At 54.2% G+C, this 18,246-nt stretch carries 17 protein-coding genes and 1 other RNA gene; 9 read left to right on the top strand and 9 right to left on the bottom strand.

The window, feature by feature from the left end; translation table 11 throughout:
- Positions 1-16: 16 nt before the first annotated feature.
- From BWI76_RS24890 to BWI76_RS24855, 8 genes are all read right to left on the bottom strand, one after another.
- Positions 17-1,390 (bottom strand): galactitol-specific PTS transporter subunit IIC, encoded by a 1,374-nt coding sequence (locus BWI76_RS24890; protein ID WP_004135874.1) that lies wholly within the window; start codon positions 1,388-1,390, stop codon positions 17-19.
- A 5-nt stretch (positions 1,391-1,395) separates the two neighbouring features.
- Positions 1,396-1,680: a PTS galactitol transporter subunit IIB gene (gatB, locus tag BWI76_RS24885; RefSeq protein ID WP_004135876.1), complete on the bottom strand. Its 285-nt coding sequence runs from the start codon at positions 1,678-1,680 to the stop codon at positions 1,396-1,398.
- 26 nt (positions 1,681-1,706) lie between these two features.
- Positions 1,707-2,174 carry a PTS galactitol transporter subunit IIA gene (gene gatA / locus BWI76_RS24880; protein WP_004135877.1) on the bottom strand — a complete coding sequence of 156 codons (468 nt, stop codon included), beginning with the start codon at positions 2,172-2,174 and terminating at the stop codon, positions 1,707-1,709.
- Between the two features lie 13 nt (positions 2,175-2,187).
- Positions 2,188-3,459: a tagatose-bisphosphate aldolase subunit GatZ gene (gatZ, locus tag BWI76_RS24875; protein ID WP_004135878.1), complete on the bottom strand. Its 1,272-nt coding sequence runs from the start codon at positions 3,457-3,459 to the stop codon at positions 2,188-2,190.
- 176 nt (positions 3,460-3,635) lie between these two features.
- On the bottom strand, positions 3,636-4,451 hold the full coding sequence (locus BWI76_RS24870; protein ID WP_004135879.1) for an HPr family phosphocarrier protein: 816 nt from the start codon (positions 4,449-4,451) through the stop codon (positions 3,636-3,638).
- 10 nt (positions 4,452-4,461) lie between these two features.
- Entirely contained in the window at positions 4,462-5,874 is a 1,413-nt protein-coding gene (locus BWI76_RS24865) for a PTS fructose transporter subunit IIC (RefSeq protein ID WP_004135880.1), read from the bottom strand.
- Positions 5,875-5,884: 10 nt separating this feature from the next.
- Positions 5,885-6,799, bottom strand: coding sequence for a 1-phosphofructokinase (gene pfkB / locus BWI76_RS24860; RefSeq protein ID WP_004135881.1), 915 nt, complete (start codon positions 6,797-6,799; stop codon positions 5,885-5,887).
- Positions 6,800-6,823: 24 nt separating this feature from the next.
- A complete protein-coding gene (locus tag BWI76_RS24855) occupies positions 6,824-7,678 on the bottom strand; it encodes a tagatose bisphosphate family class II aldolase (protein WP_024358725.1) in 855 nt (284 codons plus the stop codon).
- A 352-nt stretch (positions 7,679-8,030) separates the two neighbouring features.
- On the opposite strand from BWI76_RS24855, the gene BWI76_RS24850 reads away from it, so the two are divergent.
- Together BWI76_RS24850 and BWI76_RS24845 are read left to right on the top strand one after the other, a co-directional pair.
- Positions 8,031-8,825: a DeoR/GlpR family DNA-binding transcription regulator gene (locus tag BWI76_RS24850; protein ID WP_155553545.1), complete on the top strand. Its 795-nt coding sequence runs from the start codon at positions 8,031-8,033 to the stop codon at positions 8,823-8,825.
- A 10-nt stretch (positions 8,826-8,835) separates the two neighbouring features.
- A complete protein-coding gene (locus BWI76_RS24845) occupies positions 8,836-9,783 on the top strand; it encodes a sugar kinase (protein WP_004135886.1) in 948 nt (315 codons plus the stop codon).
- A 50-nt stretch (positions 9,784-9,833) separates the two neighbouring features.
- Here BWI76_RS24845 and garD read toward each other — a convergent pair whose 3' ends face one another.
- Positions 9,834-11,405 (bottom strand): galactarate dehydratase, encoded by a 1,572-nt coding sequence (garD, locus tag BWI76_RS24840; protein WP_024358724.1) that lies wholly within the window; start codon positions 11,403-11,405, stop codon positions 9,834-9,836.
- Between the two features lie 392 nt (positions 11,406-11,797).
- Between garD and garP the strand changes: the two genes are divergently transcribed.
- From garP to BWI76_RS28260, 7 genes are all read left to right on the top strand, one after another.
- A complete protein-coding gene (gene garP, locus BWI76_RS24835) occupies positions 11,798-13,132 on the top strand; it encodes a galactarate/glucarate/glycerate transporter GarP (protein WP_004135890.1) in 1,335 nt (444 codons plus the stop codon).
- A gap of 28 nt (positions 13,133-13,160) precedes the next feature.
- Positions 13,161-13,931 (top strand): 2-dehydro-3-deoxyglucarate aldolase, encoded by a 771-nt coding sequence (gene garL / locus BWI76_RS24830; protein WP_004135893.1) that lies wholly within the window; start codon positions 13,161-13,163, stop codon positions 13,929-13,931.
- Between the two features lie 28 nt (positions 13,932-13,959).
- Positions 13,960-14,850, top strand: coding sequence for a 2-hydroxy-3-oxopropionate reductase (gene garR, locus BWI76_RS24825; RefSeq protein ID WP_004135895.1), 891 nt, complete (start codon positions 13,960-13,962; stop codon positions 14,848-14,850).
- 65 nt (positions 14,851-14,915) lie between these two features.
- A complete protein-coding gene (garK, locus tag BWI76_RS24820; RefSeq protein ID WP_024358722.1) occupies positions 14,916-16,061 on the top strand; it encodes a glycerate 2-kinase in 1,146 nt (381 codons plus the stop codon).
- A 32-nt stretch (positions 16,062-16,093) separates the two neighbouring features.
- An RNA gene (gene rnpB, locus BWI76_RS24815) (RNase P RNA component class A) lies at positions 16,094-16,472 on the top strand.
- A gap of 23 nt (positions 16,473-16,495) precedes the next feature.
- The gene (locus tag BWI76_RS28265; RefSeq protein ID WP_157130120.1) at positions 16,496-17,302 is read left to right on the top strand and encodes a hypothetical protein; all 807 of its coding nucleotides are present in this window, start codon (positions 16,496-16,498) and stop codon (positions 17,300-17,302) included.
- Positions 17,303-17,447: 145 nt separating this feature from the next.
- A complete protein-coding gene (locus BWI76_RS28260) occupies positions 17,448-17,816 on the top strand; it encodes a hypothetical protein (RefSeq protein ID WP_157130119.1) in 369 nt (122 codons plus the stop codon).
- The last annotated feature ends 430 nt before the right edge of the window (positions 17,817-18,246 follow it).

The following is an 18,246-nucleotide window of genomic DNA, read 5'->3' as shown; positions in this document are numbered from 1 at the left end:
GATGCTCCCCTTGAGGTTAAGAAATGCTTGGGCTTTGTTGCGCGGTGGCCGCTTTCTCTGCGGCGGCAAAGTTGCGAGCCCGGCGCCACGTCAGCAGCACGCCGGCAACATAGATGACACCGATAACCGCAAAACCCACCACGTTTTGCCAGGTGAAGAGCTGAATGAGTAGCCAGGTAATCGGCGAACCACCCTGGTCCATGGAGGCCACAAGGCCTCCCGCCTTCAGAGCGCCAGCGTTAGCCGCCAGTTGGGTATGCAGGCCGATGGTTTGCGTCGCAATCCATAGCGTGATCCCCATCAGGATGATCCCGGAAATTAGCGTACGGAACAGGTTCCCCTGGTGCACTGCAACCGCCATGGCGACGAAGAATCCAATGGTTGCGAGGTCGCCGAACGGCAGGACCTGGTTGCCTGGCACCAAGACCGCGATCAGAATACTGAGCGGAATAAAGATCAGACTGGCGGACACGACCGAGGTATGGCCAAGCAGCAGCGCAGGATCGAGGCCAATCAGGAAATCCTGGCCGCCGAATTTTGCCTGAAGGCGTTTACGCGCCTGTTTGGCAATCGGGTTCAGGCCGTCCATGATAGGTTTGATAACGCGCGGCATCAGCAGCATTACGGCGGCGGTTTTCACCGCCAGCTGGAGGATACCCTTCAGGTCGTAGCCCGCCAGCGCGCCGATGACCAGACCCATCACGAAACCAACGGTGACCGGCTCGCCGAACGGGCCGAAGCGCTTCTGGATATCGTCAGCGCTGAAGTGAATGCGGTTCAGGCCGGGGATTTTCTCAATAATCGTATCGACCAGCACGGCTATTGGCCCTAGATACGCCGAGCTACCGTGCGGAATAGCGATACCCTCAAGGCCGAAAAAGTCGCGGGTATCCTTCGCAAACCAGTCGCCGAGCTTGTAGACGAAAGCCGCATGTACCACCACGCCGAGAATACCGATCCAGTAAGAGCCGGTGGCGATATGCAGCATTGCGCCGGTAAAGGTCATATGCCAAATGTTCCAGATATCGACGTTCACAACGCGAGTCATCCGGGTCACCAGCATGAAGATGTTGACTGCGATAGCGATAGGAATCGCCACCAGTGCGATTTGCGATGCCCAGGTCATCGGCGACGACCCTGGCCAACCAATATCAATCACGTGCAGGTTAATCTGGAAATGCTCCGCCATCGCTTTCGCCGCCGGGCCGATAGAGTCGAGCATCAGTCCGATGACCAGGCCGATACCGACGAAACCAATCCCGATATGAAGGCCTGATTTAAAACAGTCCCCGAGCTTCATCCCCAGTATTTTGGAGAAGATGATGATCACGATCGGCAGCATCACCGTTGGACCAAGATCGAGGATATAACGCATGATTTCGCTAAACATGAGCGTTACTCCGTCAGGATGTTCAGGATTTTTTGCTGCAGCTCTTCAATACCTACGCCGGATATGAAAGGCATACCGTGAACCACTGGAATATCGCCAAAGGTTCTGTCGACCCGGGCGGTGGTGCAGATGAGGTGCGCGCCGTCCATATAGGTTTCGATTTCATTCACCCGACACTGCACCAGGTCCAGTTCAATGCTATGGTCCGTGCACAGATCTTTGATCTCTTCTGCGGCCATGGTCGAGGTGGCGACAGCGCCTCCACAGGCGACAATTACTTTACGTTTCATAGTGTACCCCTTTTATTATCAGTCTGTTATAAAGCCTGAACGCTGGGTTCTGACTCAAGGATAGAGTGCCGAAACAGCTCGGGCAGCTGCTCTTGCGAGGCAGCCAATAATGCTTCAAGCGTGGTCGGATTCTGTAGCTCACTAAATAACCGGCGCAGCAGCTGCAGCTGTGCGGTCGGATTTTCTACAATCAGCGCGATGATTAACGAAACGTCGATTTCTCCGTCGTCGTCAGCGCGTTGAAAAGGGACCGGATTGTCCGGGCGAATCAGATAGATAGCCGGAGACTTTGCATGTACTGCCTCGCAGTGGGGAATAGCGACCGCGTGCTGCTCCAGCGCAATGCCGGTTGGGAAAGTTGCTTCTCGTTCGAGCAGCGCCAGTGGGTAGCTATCGTGCACGACGCCGCGCGCCAGCATCTCTTCGCCAATATGCTCCAACGCCTGCTGGCTGGAGCTAAAATGAATGCCGGTACGAACAAACAATTGACTCATAAATCCTCTTTACTCAGGCGATTTCAGATGAACAGCCGTAACGGTAAGCTCGCAGCACATCCTGAATCTTGTCGAGGATGAGGTCGTGCGGCACGGCGGCAAGTTCGTTTAACGACAGTCGTTCAAACTGCACGGGCATATACTGGCTGATAAGGCCCAGCGGTAGCTTAGTTTCGGTCAGGTTTGCAATTAACTTTTCCACGCTCTGGCGAATACGTGGATGCGGCCAGTAGTAGCGAATGCGGTCGGACAGGCTGAAGTGAATATCCACCATTGCCTGGCTCCAGGTCGGGCGGTAGTACTTTTTCCAGTAGCCCGGCTCGTTAAGCATCACTTCATCAATCACTTCCATTACGCGGCTGCGGGACTCCGGAGCGACCAGCTCATTTTCCATTTGCGCGAGGGCAAAAATGGCTTCACGCAGCGCGAAGGTCAGCGCCGGGCCCACTTTCAGGATGGCGTAATGGTCGCGCACCAGTGCCCGGTAGGCCTGACGAGACTGGTAATCAGTTGAGTGCGCTTCGTAGACCATCGGCGTGCCTTCGATCCACGCGGAGAGCGCTTTGGCGGCCTCCGGCTGGTAATGAATAATTTGCGTATGGTCGAACTCAACGCCGGGCTGCACCACGATAGCAATGACGCGCTCCAGCGCTGCGTTAAGACCCAGTTTGCGGAAGGCGGCTTCATGGGTTTCCAGCGTTGCCGCCGCATCCTGGGCGCGGGTCACGTGGACGCTGCCGATGGTGCTGGCTTCGCCGCCGGGAACCGGAACCTCGGTGCCGATGACATAGGTCAGATGGCGTTTCTGTTCGTCGGTTGCCGTCTCTTCCGCGGCCTGGCACAGGCGAGCGGCACGTTCGGCGACGATGGCCGGGTCCAGCGGTACCGGATCGTCAGCGCAGGACATGGAGGCATCGAGATGGATTTTGCTGAAGCCCGCGGCGACGTAGGCTTTAATCAGATCGACCGATTTCTCCATCGCTTCGGCGGCGGGTTCGCCCTGCCAGCAGTTCGGCCCGAGATGGTCGCCGCCGAGAATAATACGCTCTGACGGGAAACCGACTTCGCGGGCAATTTTATTCACGAAATCACGAAAGTCCGCAGGCTGCATTCCGGTGTAGCCGCCAAACTGGTTAACCTGATTAGAGGTTGCTTCGATAAGAACCTTGTTGTTGGTATGCAGATCGAAACGTAGCGCGGCTTCGATAACCAGCGGATGCGCGGAACAAACTGAGCAGATGCCGATGTGTTCGCCAGCTTTGTGGCGGGAAATAATATCTTTCATTTCAATCCTCCGTTTTCTTTCGAATATATTCGTTATGTTTTGTTTTGCTCGCAAGCTCCTTTGTTTTGATTTGTGATTAATCTCGAAAAAAAGAAAGATAAAACGTAATGTTTCGAAAATTAAAGATAAAAAAACGCTCTGGCGATAACGGCAGAGCGTTTTTAATTTATTGAAATTTAACTAAATATTCTTGAAAGCCAGCTCCGTTTAGGCTTTTCTGCTGGCTGAACGACCTGCTGCGGCTGTGCGGCAATTTCGCCTAATCCGGCATTAAAGGCCGTACCGATAGCCTCCAGCGCCTGATGGGCATCTTCCCCGCTGGCCATAAAATGCAGCCGATGCCCCTGCTTTGCGCCGAGAGAAACGACCCGCATCAGATTTTTGGCGTCAACAATAGCGGAACGGGTGTCGAGATTTTCCACCCGAATTTGCGATCGCCACTGCTTCACCGCTTTCACCAGGACCGCGCTTGGCCGCGCGTGCAGTCCGTGGGGATTGCGTAGGGTAAACGTCGCCTCTTCATCGAACACCGGAGGCGGTTCCATATCTTCCCCTTCGGCAGGAAAGATATTTCCGGCCAGAATCTCCAGCACCGCCTGCGGACTCTCGGTGCGCGAGAGCGCTTCAGGTACGCGCTCGTCGCTCATGGCATGGGTAAGCTGGCGTAGAATATCGAGGTGTTCGCTATCCTGTGCGGCGATACCCACAATCAGATAAGCCGTTTGTTGCTCTCCCCAATCTACCCCCTGCGGGCAGGCCAGCACTTTCACTCCGGTTTTCAGTACCGCATCGCGACTCTGCGGCGTGCCGTGAGGAATGGCGATACCGTTGCCAAGGTACGTGCTGATTTGCCCTTCGCGATCGCGCATACCGTTCAGATAAGCGGCCGTGGTATGCCCGGCTTCGGTTAATCTGCCAACGACGCGTTGCAGCGCTTCATCTTTCGTTTTAATCTCGCGATCGAAATGGATATCTGCGCAACTCAGTTGCATAAATAGCTCCTTATTTAATGGCACCGGCAAGCGTTGTCGCTTCCTGGTTCCGTTTTTGCCATAGCCTCCAGCATCCCAGCATGACCGCGCCGCAGGCGGAACCGGCGAGAATACACAGTACCCACATCAGCGGTTTGCTTACCAGCGGCAGGATCAGGAAGCCGCCGTGCGGAGCAGGAACCTGGATTTGCAGGCTATAGCTGAGAACCGCAGAGATGGAAGAGGCGATCATCATCATAGGGATGACGCGTAAAGGATCTTTCGCGGCGAACGGAATAGCGCCTTCAGTAATATGGGTACAGCCGAGGATATAGTTAACCATTCCGGCGGCGCGCTCTTCTTCACTGAAGCCTTTCGGGAAGAAGGTAGTCGCCAGCGCGATAACCAGCGGCGGCGTGATGCAGGCGGCGGAAACCCCGGCCATAAAGAAGTAGTTACCCTGGCCAAGCAGCAGCGTACCGGTGACGTAGGCGGCTTTATTCACCGGGCCGCCAAAGTCGAAGGAGCACATCGCGCCTACCACAATACCCAGCAGAATTGGGTTTGCTTCCTGCAATGAGCTCAGCCAGTTCATCATCGCGTTGTTGATAGCGGCGACGGGTTGACCCAGCAGCACCATCATCACGCCAATCACCAGTACGCCAACGAGCGGCATAATGAAGATCGATTTCAGCCCTTCATACTGGCGCGGCAGGCCGTTGAGCATATTGCGGATCAGCAGCATAAAATAACCGGCGGCGAAACCGGCGATAATCCCGCCGAGAAAGCCTGCGCCGGTTGCGTTGGCTAATAGCCCACCGACAAAGCCCGCGACCATACCGGGACGCCCGGAAATAGACCAGGCAATATAAGCGGTGAAAATCGGCACCATGATTGAGAAAGCCTGTTGACCCACTTTCATTAGCGTGGCGGCGATAACGTTATATTGCGGCGAGTTTGGATCGGCGGAGTAGATGCCCCACAGGAAGGAGATGGCAATCAAAATCCCTCCGGCGACAACAAACGGCAGCATGTTAGAGACGCCGCTCATCAGGTGCTTATATACCTGGCGCCCGAAAGACTCCCGCTCGTATTTCTCCGTTGAATCGTCGGAGGCAGAAATACCCTGACGACGCGCCGCCTGGCCGCTGATAAATTTATTAATTAAGTCGGCCGGATGGTGAATGGCTTCTTTAACCGGAACTTCAATGACCGGCAGACCATTAAATCGCTCGGCGTTAACGTCTTTATCAGCGGCAATAATAACGCCATAAATATCTTTTAAATCCGCGGGCGTAATCGCATTTTCAACACCTGAAGCGCCGTTGGTTTCGACTTTAATTTCAATATTTAATTTCTTTGCTGCGGTTTTTAAGGCCTCTTCAGCCATAAAAGTATGCGCAATACCCGTAGGGCAACCGGTAACTGCAATGATTTTTTTCATAATCGGACCTTTATAATTGGACGACCTGAATTTGCTGTAATAATTCTTCTGTGCGTTGTAATTTTCCTAATCCGGCGGAGCCGGCGACGTCGGCGCCGGTCGCACTGGCTAGTGCCAGGGCGTGAGCAACATCTTCTTTATTAAGCCATTTACTAAGAAAAGCGCCCAGGGCGGCATCACCGGCGCAGGCGGAGCTGACCAGCGCAATTTTCGGTGCGGAGCAAAACCACACGCCTTCGCCATCAGAAAAGTAGAGTCCTTCCGCCCCCATCGTCAGCAGCACGTTGCGAGCGCCCAGCTGATGCAGGGTACGCATTGCCTCGCGTACCTGCTGGTGGTTGCTGACGTCGAGACCAAAGATTTCCCGCAGCTCGTCATCATTGGGTTTGATCAACAAAGGCCGTAATTCAAGCAGCTGGCGCAGGACCGGATGGCTGATATCGAGGATAACTTCACACCTTTTCTGCTGGCATAATTCAATAATTTCAGCATAAAATCGGCTTTCAATCCCCGGGGGCAGGCTGCCGCTGATCGCTAAATAATCACCAGAGGCGACGCATTGCAGATGATGAATAACCTGCTGTTTACACTCATCATCAATTTTTGCTCCAGGATTAACGAGCTTATATTCCTCAGCGCCGTCATTAATAAAAATATTAATTCTGGTTGGCTCAGAGACCCATGCCGGCGTCACTTTAATTTTTTTCTGACGTAACTCTTCCACAATATAACGGCCAGTGAAACCACCGAAAATACCTATAATGTGAGTGGGCTGCTGATAATGATTTAATATCAGCGATACGTTCACTCCTTTACCATTTGGGCAATATTCCGTGTGTCGGGTTCGGTTCACTGCCGACGGCTTCAGCGGATCGCAAAAGATATTCATATCGATTGCCGTATTGAGTGTCAGGGTATGGATCACGACATTGCTCCTTCGATCCGAAAATTACAGTTGTCCTTCACAGCCGCAAACGTGAATGACTTTGCGTACGACATCCTTCATCGCCGCTTTGGCCGGTTTCATGTAATGACGCGGATCGTTAGCGTCCGGATTTTCCTCGAAATAGTGCTTCAGGGCATCGGAGAAAGCGATTTTCAGTTCGGTGGCGACGTTGACCTTGCACACGCCCAGCGAAATTGCCCGACGGATGTCGCTATCGGGCAGGCCTGACGCGCCATGAAGAACCAGAGGAACGTCAACGCGATCGCGAATGGCGGCAAGGCGGTCAAAATCGAGTTTAGGTTCCGCAGCGTACAAGCCGTGCGCTGTACCGATAGCCACCGCCAGGGAGTCGATGCCGGTGCGGGCGACAAATTCGCGCGCCTGTTCCGGGTTGGTATACAGCGCATCTTTTGCATCAACCACCAAATCATCTTCCACACCGCCCAGGCGGCCAAGCTCGGCTTCGACGCTGGCATCATAGCGGTGGCTCAGTTCAACCACACTCTTGACTAACGCGACGTTTTCTTCAAAAGGCGAATGCGATCCGTCGATCATGACCGAGCGGATACCGGCCTGTACTTTGCGCGTGATATCGGCCAGATCTTCATGGTGATCGAGGTGGACTGCTAAAGGAAGATCCCAGATCTTAGCCAGATCGCGAGCGATCGCTACTACGTTACCGGTTCCTGCATAGCTGTAAGTTCCCGGGGTGCCGGCAAGAATCAGGGGAGAACGCAGCTCGGCAGCCGTCTCTACCACCACCTGCATCGTTTCCAGGTTGTGGATATTAAAGGCAGGAACGGCATAGCCGAGGCGTTGAGCTTTCAACAGCATATTTTTACTGGAGATAATGAACATTCTTACTCCTTTACTTTTATATTGTAAGTTTGTTTTCGCATATAACCTTCGTTTTGAAAGTAATGTAGCGATCGACCCGCGTTTTTGTTGTGATCAACCGCACACATCAGCGATATTTTTTTATAAATGAAAGTTATTCTGTCTTGTTTGTTTTCTTTTTTAAAATTATATTAAGAAGTGAGGTTGATTGTAAGTTTCTGAATTAAATGATTTTAATTTGGTATCAAACCCATATGGACGGCCTTACGTTTGACAATGTGGCGGGGAAATTTAAAAATGAAAGTTATTCTGGGAGAAAATAAGAAGGCACAACACTGTGGCAAAACCGTCAACAAGTCTGCTGAAAAGGCGCCTGGACATCGCGGAGATCGTGCGTAAGAACGGAGAGATCAAAGTCGACGATCTGGCTGAAATGCTGGCTGTTTCCGGGGTAACGATTCGTAACGATCTTAACTACCTTGAACAGCAGGGCTACCTGAAGCGCTCTTTTGGCGGCGCAATATACACTTCCCAGGCAGGGACGCCGGTTGCCCTGGTTCAGGAGGCGCCGGTTGTCACCGATAAAGCGCTGGAGACCGAAATGGCTCGCCAGATCGCCGCGCAGATCGAAGATAGTGAAACGCTATTCCTGGGTCAGGGCTCGATATTACGTAAAGTGATCCCCTTCCTTGCCGGTTATGACGAGCTGTGTCTACTGTTGAACGACCTGGCGCATGTGCCGCTGGCGCAGGAGTTTCTGAATGGCGAAACCGTGCTGCTCGGCGGCGTACTAGGGAGCAGCGGCAAAATAGTCGAAGGCGATCTGGCGTTAAGCGCGCTGGGTCATTATCGCCCCTCGCGAGCGCTGATAGCTGTCGATCATATTGCTGAGGATGGCACTTTAAGCGTCAGGCAGGAAGCCAGCGCCCGCCTGTTGAGCGAAGCGGTGTCGCAAAGCGAGAGGGTGATCGCGGTAGCCGCACATCGTCCGGTCTATGGCGATAAGCGTTACGCGATTGGCGAGTTGCAGCAACTTAGCGGCATCGTTACGCCGCAGGTGGTTGCCGCGGAGTATCACGCCCGCCTTCTTGCTGCCGGACTGACGAATAGCTATACCAATAACGAGTGCCTGACATGGCTCAACCCTGCTTTGCAAAAGGCAAAGTAAAGGAGCGATGATGAACGTGACCATTTGCACCATTGGCGAACTACTGGTGGAGTTTCTGGCAAAAGAAGAGAGCCAGGGTTTTTCTCGTCCGGGAGAGTTTTGGGGGCCATATCCCAGCGGCGCGCCAGCAATTTTCGCCGATCAGGTGGCGAAGCTGGGGCTAGGTTCGGTGCTTTTCAGCTGCGTCGGCAACGATGCTTTTGGGGAAATGAATATTGCGCGGCTGGAAAGCGATGGCGTCAACGTTAACGGGATCGCGATGCTGCAAAAGGCGACTACAGGCAGCGCTTTTGTGAGCTACCGCAGCCAGGCGCAGCGCGATTTTATTTTCAATATGCCAAACAGCGCCTGTGGTCTGCTAACCGCCGACCATATCGATGACCGCCTGCTTAACCAGTGCAACCATTTCCACATTATGGGCTCTTCGCTGTTTTCGTTTCGCATGATCGACGCGATGCGTAAAGCGATTGAAAATATTAAAGCGCGCGACGGCACGGTTTCGTTCGATCCCAATATCCGTAAAGAGATGCTCAATATCCCGGAAATGTCGCAGGCCTTTGAATATATTCTTGATTATACCGATATCTTCCTGCCAAGCGACGGCGAACTGGATTACTTTGGCCTCAACCCGGGGCGCGATGAACAGGTGCTGGTGGATAAGCTTTTAAAGCGCGGCGTAAAGCACGTGGTGATTAAACGCGGCCCGCGCGGAGCGAGCTATTTCAGCGCCCGGGAAACGCATCATGTTACCGGGTTTCATGTCCCGGTTGTGGATCCAACGGGAGCTGGCGACTGCTTCGGCGCGACCTTTGTCAGCCTGTTCCTGTCCGGCGCATCGCCGCAGGAGGCACTGAGATGGGCTAATGCCAGCGGCTCTCTGGCGATTTCCCGCCGTGGCCCGATGGAGGGAACTTCCACGAAGGCGCAGATAGAGGCCTTTCTTAACGCGCATCAATAGCGGAGGTATCCCGCCCGAAGCATCACGAGCGGGATAAATCGCTGATTCGATCAGGTCACCGGCGCCGGGTTAAACACCGCCAGCTGATTGTGCAATCCCCATTGATCCGAGAAGGTTTTCTTGCGGCCGCTGGCGACATCAAGAATAAACTCAAACAGCTTCAGCCCTACCTCTTCGATGGTTTCTTCGCCGGTGGCGATGGTTCCCGCGTTGATATCCATTAAGTCGTACCAGCGGTTTGCCAGCTCGGTACGCGTCGCCATTTTAATCACCGGCACGGCGACCAGGCCATACGGCGTACCGCGACCGGTAGTAAACACCTGCACGGTGATCCCGGACGCCACCTGCTGAGTACCGCAGACAAAGTCGCTCGCCGGCGTCGCGGCGTAAATCAGACCGCGTTTGGTTGGGCGTTGCCCCGGAGAGAGCACTTCGGCAATCGCGCTCTTCCCGGACTTGGCGATAGAGCCCAGCGCTTTCTCTACAACGTTCGCCAGGCCGCCTTTCTTGTTGCCCGGGGAGGGGTTGGCGCTGCGGTCGGTTTTGCCCATATCGAGATAGTTATCATACCAGGCCATCTCCTCCAGCAGGCGTTTACCGACTTCCTCGTTGATGGCGCGCGGCGTCAGAAGATGGATCGCATCGCGCACCTCGGTGACTTCGGAAAACATCACCGTCGCTCCGCAGCGCACCAGCAGATCGGACGCGTAGCCCACCGCCGGGTTGGCGGTGACGCCAGAAAACGCATCGCTGCCGCCGCACTGCATACCGACAACCAGCTCGGAGGCAGGGCAGGTTTCACGCTGGCGCTGGTTCAGTTTCTCCAGATGGCGCTCGGCGACCTGCAAGATGTCATCCACCATTGATTTAAAACCGACGTGCTTCTCATCCTGCAGGCTGACGATGCTGGCGCTATCCACCGGGATGCCTTTCACATCATCGGTGCCTTCCAGCAGGCGCTCCGGCTGCAGTTTTTCGCAGCCGAGGCCAATGACCATCACTTCGCCGCCGAAGTTTGGATTAAGCGCCAGGTTGTGAATGGTGCGGATGGGCACGACCGCCGCCGGGGCGTTAATCGCCACGCCGCAGCCATACAGGTGGTTCAGACCCACGACGCCATCGACGTTGGGATACTTCGGCAGCAGATCGCGTTCGATAATTTTCACCACGTAATCGACGACGCCCGCCACGCAGTGCACGCTGGTGCTAATGCCGAGCAGGTTTTTGGTGCCCACGCTCCCGTCGGCGTTGCGATAGCCTTCGAAGGTATAGCCTTCCAGCGGCGGCAGCGGCGCCGGGACTTTGGTCGCCAGCGGCAAAGTATGCAGCGGCGGCGCTTTCGGCAGTTCGACCAGCGATTCGTCAATCCAGCTGCCCTGCGGGATATCGCGTACCGCGTAGCCAATCACTTCGCCATAGCGGATGATTTCACCGTGTACAGGAATATCGACCAGCGCGACTTTATGGCCCTGCGGGATATGTTCAACCAGCGTGAGCCCGTCAGGGAAACGCGTTCCGGCCGTTAAACCTCGATCGTTAACAATAATCGCCACGTTATCCGTTTCGTGTACTTTTATATAAAACGCCGTTGGCGATTCTTGCCTAATTTCAATGTCAGCCATTGTCCAGTATTCTCCAGCAAGGTGCGAATAATAAATAAAACGTTTATTCAATTTCTGATGTGCAGATTTGTGAAATAGAGAATGTCAGGTGTTTGAATCTGAAAATGTGATCTATATCACCCATTGCTGTGAGCGCCAATTCGCTAAAGTGGGAAATCGCTGGAACTGTGGATCAGCGCCCACTCATTACTGCATTTGCACAACAATAACGATAATTAAACGCCATTTACAGGTTATGTGCACAGTGTTTAACGCTCGTAAGCTGATTATACTGAGTCATGCTTGCAATACGCCGGATAAGTAAATCGATACCTTATGATATTGATTTCTGAATAATGAAGAGTCACACCAAAATAAATAATGGAAGGTGTGTTGTACCTGAGGAATATTAAATGAGTCTGGATGCAACGATAGAACAGAAAAAGGAAGTGCCAACCCGATATTTAATTCTTTTGATCATTTTCATTGTTACCGCCGTTAACTATGCCGACCGGGCGACGCTGTCGATCGCCGGTACAGAGGTGGCGAAAGAGCTGCAGCTGAGCGCGGTATCAATGGGCTATATTTTCTCCGCTTTCGGCTGGGCCTACCTGCTGATGCAGATCCCCGGCGGCTGGCTGCTCGATAAATTTGGATCGAAAAAGGTCTACTCTTACAGCCTGTTCTTCTGGTCGCTGTTCACCTTCCTGCAAGGCTTTGTGGATATGTTTCCGCTGGCGTGGGCGGGCATCTCAATGTTTTTTATGCGCTTTATGCTGGGCTTTTCAGAAGCGCCTTCTTTCCCGGCAAACGCCCGTATCGTCGCGGCCTGGTTTCCGACGAAAGAGCGCGGCACCGCATCGGCGATCTTTAACTCCGCACAATATTTCTCCCTGGCGCTGTTCTCGCCGCTGCTGGGCTGGCTGACCTTCGCCTGGGGCTGGGAGCACGTTTTCACCGTGATGGGTGTGATTGGTTTTGTGCTGACCGGCCTGTGGATAAAACTGATCCATAATCCCACCGACCATCCGCGCATGACGCAAGAGGAGCTGAAGTTTATCTCCGAGAATGGCGCAGTGGTTGATATGGACCATAAAAAGCCCGGCAGCGCGGCGGCCAGCGGCCCGAAGCTTCACTATATCAAGCAGCTGCTGACCAACCGCATGATGCTGGGCGTATTCTTCGGTCAATATTTTATCAATACCATTACCTGGTTCTTCCTCACCTGGTTCCCGATTTATCTGGTGCAGGAAAAGGGTATGTCGATTCTGAAAGTGGGTCTGGTCGCATCGATTCCGGCGCTGTGCGGTTTTGCCGGCGGCGTGCTGGGCGGCGTGTTCTCTGACTATCTGATTAAACGCGGCTTTTCCATCACCGTGGCGCGTAAACTGCCGATCGTCCTCGGAATGCTGCTGGCGTCCACCATCATTCTGTGTAACTACACCGATAACACCGCGCTGGTGGTGACCCTGATGGCGCTGGCTTTCTTCGGTAAAGGGTTCGGCGCGCTGGGCTGGCCGGTGATTTCCGATACCGCGCCGAAAGAGATTGTCGGCCTGTGCGGCGGCGTCTTTAACGTATTTGGTAACGTCGCTTCCATCGTAACCCCGCTGGTTATCGGTTACCTGGTGAGCGAGCTGCACTCATTCAACGCAGCGCTGGTCTTCGTCGGATGCTCGGCCCTGATGGCGATGGTTTGCTATCTGTTTGTGGTCGGCGACATCAAACGTATGGAACTGCAGAAATAATTAACGGTTAAGTGACAAGGTATAAGTGATGAATAACGATATCTTCCCGAACAAATTTAAGGCGGCCCTGGCGGCGCATCAGGTTCAGATTGGCTGCTGGTCCGCGCTGGCGAGCCCAATTAGCACCGAAGTTTTAGGTCTGGCAGGTTTCGACTGGCTGGTACTGGACGGCGAACATGCGCCGAACGATATCTCCACCTTTATCCCGCAGCTGATGGCGCTGAAAGGCAGCGCCAGCGCGCCGGTCGTCCGCGTACCGACCAATGAGCCGGTGATCATTAAGCGTCTGCTGGATATCGGTTTTTATAACTTCCTGATTCCGTTTGTCGAAACGGAAGAGCAGGCGGTTAACGCCGTCGCCTCAACCCGCTATCCGCCTGAAGGCATTCGCGGCGTATCTGTATCGCACCGCGCCAATATGTTTGGCACCGTGCCGGATTACTTCGCGCAGTCGAACAAAAATATCACCATTCTCGTGCAAATCGAGAGCCAGCAGGGCGTGGATAACGTTGATGCGATAGCCGCCACGCCGGGCGTGGACGGTATTTTTGTCGGCCCAAGCGATCTGGCCGCTGCGCTGGGCCATCTGGGCAATGCTTCCCATCCGGAAGTGCAGGAAGCGATTCAGCACATTTTTGCCAGCGCGAAGAAGCACGGTAAGCCGAGCGGTATTCTGGCGCCGGTTGAAGCCGACGCGCGCCGCTATCTGGAATGGGGCGCGACCTTTGTCGCCGTCGGCAGCGACCTGGGCGTATTCCGCTCTGCCACGCAGAAACTGGCTGACTCCTTTAAGAAATAACCACCACCGAAACTAGAGAGATAAAGACATGACAATGAAAGTTGGTTTTATTGGCCTCGGTATCATGGGTAAACCAATGAGTAAAAACCTCCTCAAGGCAGGTTACTCGTTGGTGGTTGCTGACCGTAATCCGGAAGCGATTGCCGAAGTGATTGCCGCAGGCGCAGAAACCGCCGCGTCAGCGAAAGCGATTGCCGAGCAATGCGATGTGATCATCACCATGCTGCCGAACTCGCCGCATGTGAAAGAAGTGGCGCTGGGCGAAGGCGGCATTATCGAAGGCGCGAAGCCGGGCACCGTGCTTATCGATATGAGCTCCATTGCGCCGCTGGCGAGCCGCGAAATCAGCGAAGCGCTGAAAGCGAAAGGCGTCGATATGCTGGATGCGCCGGTCAGCGGCGGCGAACCGAAGGCCATCGACGGTACGCTGTCGGTGATGGTGGGCGGTGATAAAGCGATTTTCGACAAATATTACGAGCTGCTGAAAGCGATGGCGGGTTCCGTGGTGCATACCGGCGAGATCGGCGCGGGCAACGTGACCAAGCTGGCCAACCAGGTGATCGTGGCGCTGAACATTGCGGCGATGTCCGAAGCGCTGACGCTGGCGACCAAAGCGGGCGTAAACCCGGATCTGGTGTATCAGGCCATTCGCGGCGGGCTGGCCGGGAGCACCGTGCTGGATGCCAAAGCGCCAATGGTGATGGACCGCAACTTCAAGCCGGGCTTCCGTATCGATCTGCATATTAAAGATCTGGCGAATGCGCTGGACACCTCCCACGGCGTGGGCGCCCAGCTGCCGCTGACCGCCGCGGTGATGGAGATGATGCAGGCGCTGCGCGCCGACGGTTTGGGTACCGCCGACCATAGCGCGCTTGCATGTTACTACGAAAAACTGGCGAAAGTGGAAGTCACTCGCTAACAAGAAGGGCGCGGATGCGCGCCCTGTAATTCTTGCCTTGCGCGGCACTGTCAGGCTACATAACTATGAAAATCGTAATCGCCCCAGACTCTTATAAAGAAAGCCTCTCGGCCACCGAGGTTGCTCAGGCTATAGAAAAAGGTTTTCGGGAAATTTTCCCCGATGCGCTCTACGTGAAGGTTCCTCTCGCCGATGGCGGAGAGGGGACCGTTGAGGCGATGATTGCCGCGACGCAGGGAACCGAAATGAGCGCCTGCGTGACGGGGCCGCTGGGCGTCCCGGTGGATGCCTGCTGGGGGCTTTCCGGCGATGGCAAAACCGCGTTTATCGAAATGGCGGCGGCCAGCGGGCTGGGGCTGGTGCCGCCCGCTCAGCGTAATCCGCTACTGACGACATCGCGCGGTACCGGCGAGCTGATTCTGCACGCGCTGGATCACGGAGCGAAAAACATCATTATTGGCATTGGCGGCAGCGCCACCAACGACGGGGGCGCGGGGATGGTGCAGGCGCTGGGCGCGCGTCTTTGCGATGCCAATGGCGCGGAGATCGGCCACGGCGGCGGTAGCCTGGGTGGTCTGAATTCGATAGATATCACCGGCCTCGATGCGAGGCTGCATGATTGCGCCATTCGGGTCGCCTGCGATGTCACCAATCCGCTGATCGGCGATACCGGCGCATCAAGGATATTTGGCCCGCAGAAAGGGGCTACCGAAGCGATGATCCGCGAGCTGGACAGCAACCTGGCGCACTATGCGGACGTTATTAAGGCCGATCTGCATGTCGATGTGAAGCAGGTTGCTGGCGCGGGCGCCGCGGGCGGTATGGGCGCTGCGCTGATGGCGTTTCTCAATGCTGAATTACGCAGCGGGATTGAAATCGTGACCCAGGCGCTGAATCTGGAAGAGCATATTCTCGATTGCTCGCTGGTGGTGACCGGCGAAGGCCGGCTGGATAGCCAGAGCATTAACGGTAAAGTGCCGGTTGGCGTGGCGAGCGTGGCGAAAAAGTACCATAAGCCGGTGATTGGTATCGCCGGCAGCCTGACCCGCGACGTGGGCGTGGTTCATCAGTATGGGATTGATGCGGTATTTAGCGTGCTGACCAGCGTAACGACGCTGGAAGAGGCGTTTCGCGGCGCGGCGGACAATATTTATCGTGCGTCGCGTAATATTGCGGCGACATTGCAGGTCGGGATGGCGACGGAAGGATGACAACCGCCGGCAAACCCTCTATACTTCGCGCCGAAGCTGACCAGACAGTCGCCGCTTCGTCGTCGTCCTCTTCGGGGGAGACGGGCGGAGGGGAGGAAAGTCCGGGCTCCATAGGGCAGGGTGCCAGGTAACGCCTGGGAGGCGCAAGCCTACGACCAGTGCAACAGAGAGCAAACCGCCGATGGCCCACGCAAGTGGGATCAGGTAAGGGTGAAAGGGTGCGGTAAGAGCGCACCGCGCGTCTGGTAACAGTTCGCGGCACGGTAAACTCCACCCGGAGCAAGGCCAAATAGGGGTTCACAAGGTACGGCCCGTACTGAACCCGGGTAGGCTGCTTGAGCCAGTGAGCGATTGCTGGCCTAGATGAATGACTGTCCACGACAGAACCCGGCTTAACGGTCAGCTTCCTCATTCAAAGAAAACCCTCGTCAGAAATGGCGGGGGTTTTTGCTTCATATGGCAGGTTGAAACACAGGGCAGATGAATGGCTGTCCACGACGCTATACCCAAAAGAAAGCGGCTTAACGGTCAGCTTCCTCATTCAAAGAAAACCCTCGTCAGAAATGGCGGGGGTTTTTGCTTCATATGGCAGGTTGAAACACAGGGCAGATGAATGGCTGTCCACGACGCTATACCCAAAAGAAAGCGGCTTAACGGTCAGCTTCCTCATTCAAAGAAAACCATCGTCAGCAATGGCGGGGGTTTTTGCTTCATACGGCAGGTTGAAACACAGGACAGATGAATGCCTGTCCACGACGCTATACCCAAAAGAAAGCGGCTTAACGGTCAGCTTCCTCATTCAAAGAAAACCCTCGTCAGCAATGGCGGGGGTTTTTGCTTCATATGGCAGGTTGAAATACAGGGCAGATGAATGGCTGTCCACGACGCTATACCCAAAAGAAAGCGGCTTAACGGTCAGCTTCCTCATTCAAAGAAAACCCTCGTCAGCAATGGCGGGGGTTTTTGCTTCATACGGCAGGTTGAAACACAGGGCAGATGAATGCCTGTCCACGACGCTATACCCAAAAGAAAGCGGCTTAACGGTCAGCTTCCTCATTCAAAGAAAACCCTCGTCAGCAATGGCGGGGGTTTTTGCTTCATATGGCAGGTTGAAATACAGGGCAGATGAATGGCTGTCCACGACGCTATACCCAAAAGAAAGCGGCTTAACGGTCAGCTTCCTCATTCAAAGAAAACCCTCGTCAGCAATGGCGGGGTTTTTGCTTCATACGGCAGGTTGAAACACAGGACAGATGAATGCCTGTCCACGACGCTATACCCAAAAGAAAGCGGCTTAACGGTCAGCTTCCTCATTCAAAGAAAACCCTCGTCAGCAATGGCGGGGGTTTTTGCTTCATACGGCAGGTTGAAACACAGGACAGATGAATGCCTGTCCACGACGCTATACCCAAAAGAAAGCGGCTTAACGGTCAGCTTCCTCATTCAAAGAAAACCCTCGTCAGCAATGGCGGGGTTTTTGCTTCATACGGCAGGTTGAAACACAGGACAGATGAATGCCTGTCCACGACGCTATACCCAAAAGAAAGCGGCTTAACGGTCAGCTTCCTCATTCAAAGAAAACCCTCGTCAGCAATGGCGGGGGTTTTTGCTTCATACGGCAGGTTGAAACACAGGACAGATGAATGCCTGTCCACGACGCTATACCCAAAAGAAAGCGGCTTAACGGTCAGCTTCCTCATTCAAAGAAAACCCTCGTCAGCAATGGCGGGGTTTTTGCTTCATACGGCAGGTTGAAACACAGGGCAGATGAATACCTGTCCACGACGCTATACCCAAAAGAAAGCGGCTTAACGGTCAGCTTCCTCATTCAAAGAAAACCCTCGTCAGCAATGGCGGGGGTTTTTGCTTCATACGGCAGGTTGAAACACAGGACAGATGAATGCCTGTCCACGACGCTAGCGGGCATAGGGCGCGGGTGTAGTCGATCAGTTAAGGCGTCAGCCACCACCTGGCAATAAAGCGGAGACAACGCGCAAGGCAGGTCTGCCATCAACCGCAGGATGAATCATACGGCCATTAATTTTCCTTTCTTATTTATTATATATTTTAAATAAATGCATTTGGTTTTATTATTCATATTTATTATGTGTTTTCTTTTTTTAACTACATTTATATGCACTATTTTTTACATTTCTTCATCTGCTTCTGAAAAATAATAGCCAGC

The organism is Klebsiella sp. M5al (assembly GCF_002090195.1).
GTDB classification, from domain to species: Bacteria; Pseudomonadota; Gammaproteobacteria; order Enterobacterales; family Enterobacteriaceae; genus Klebsiella; species Klebsiella grimontii.
This window is presented reverse-complemented; position numbering and strand designations above follow the sequence as displayed.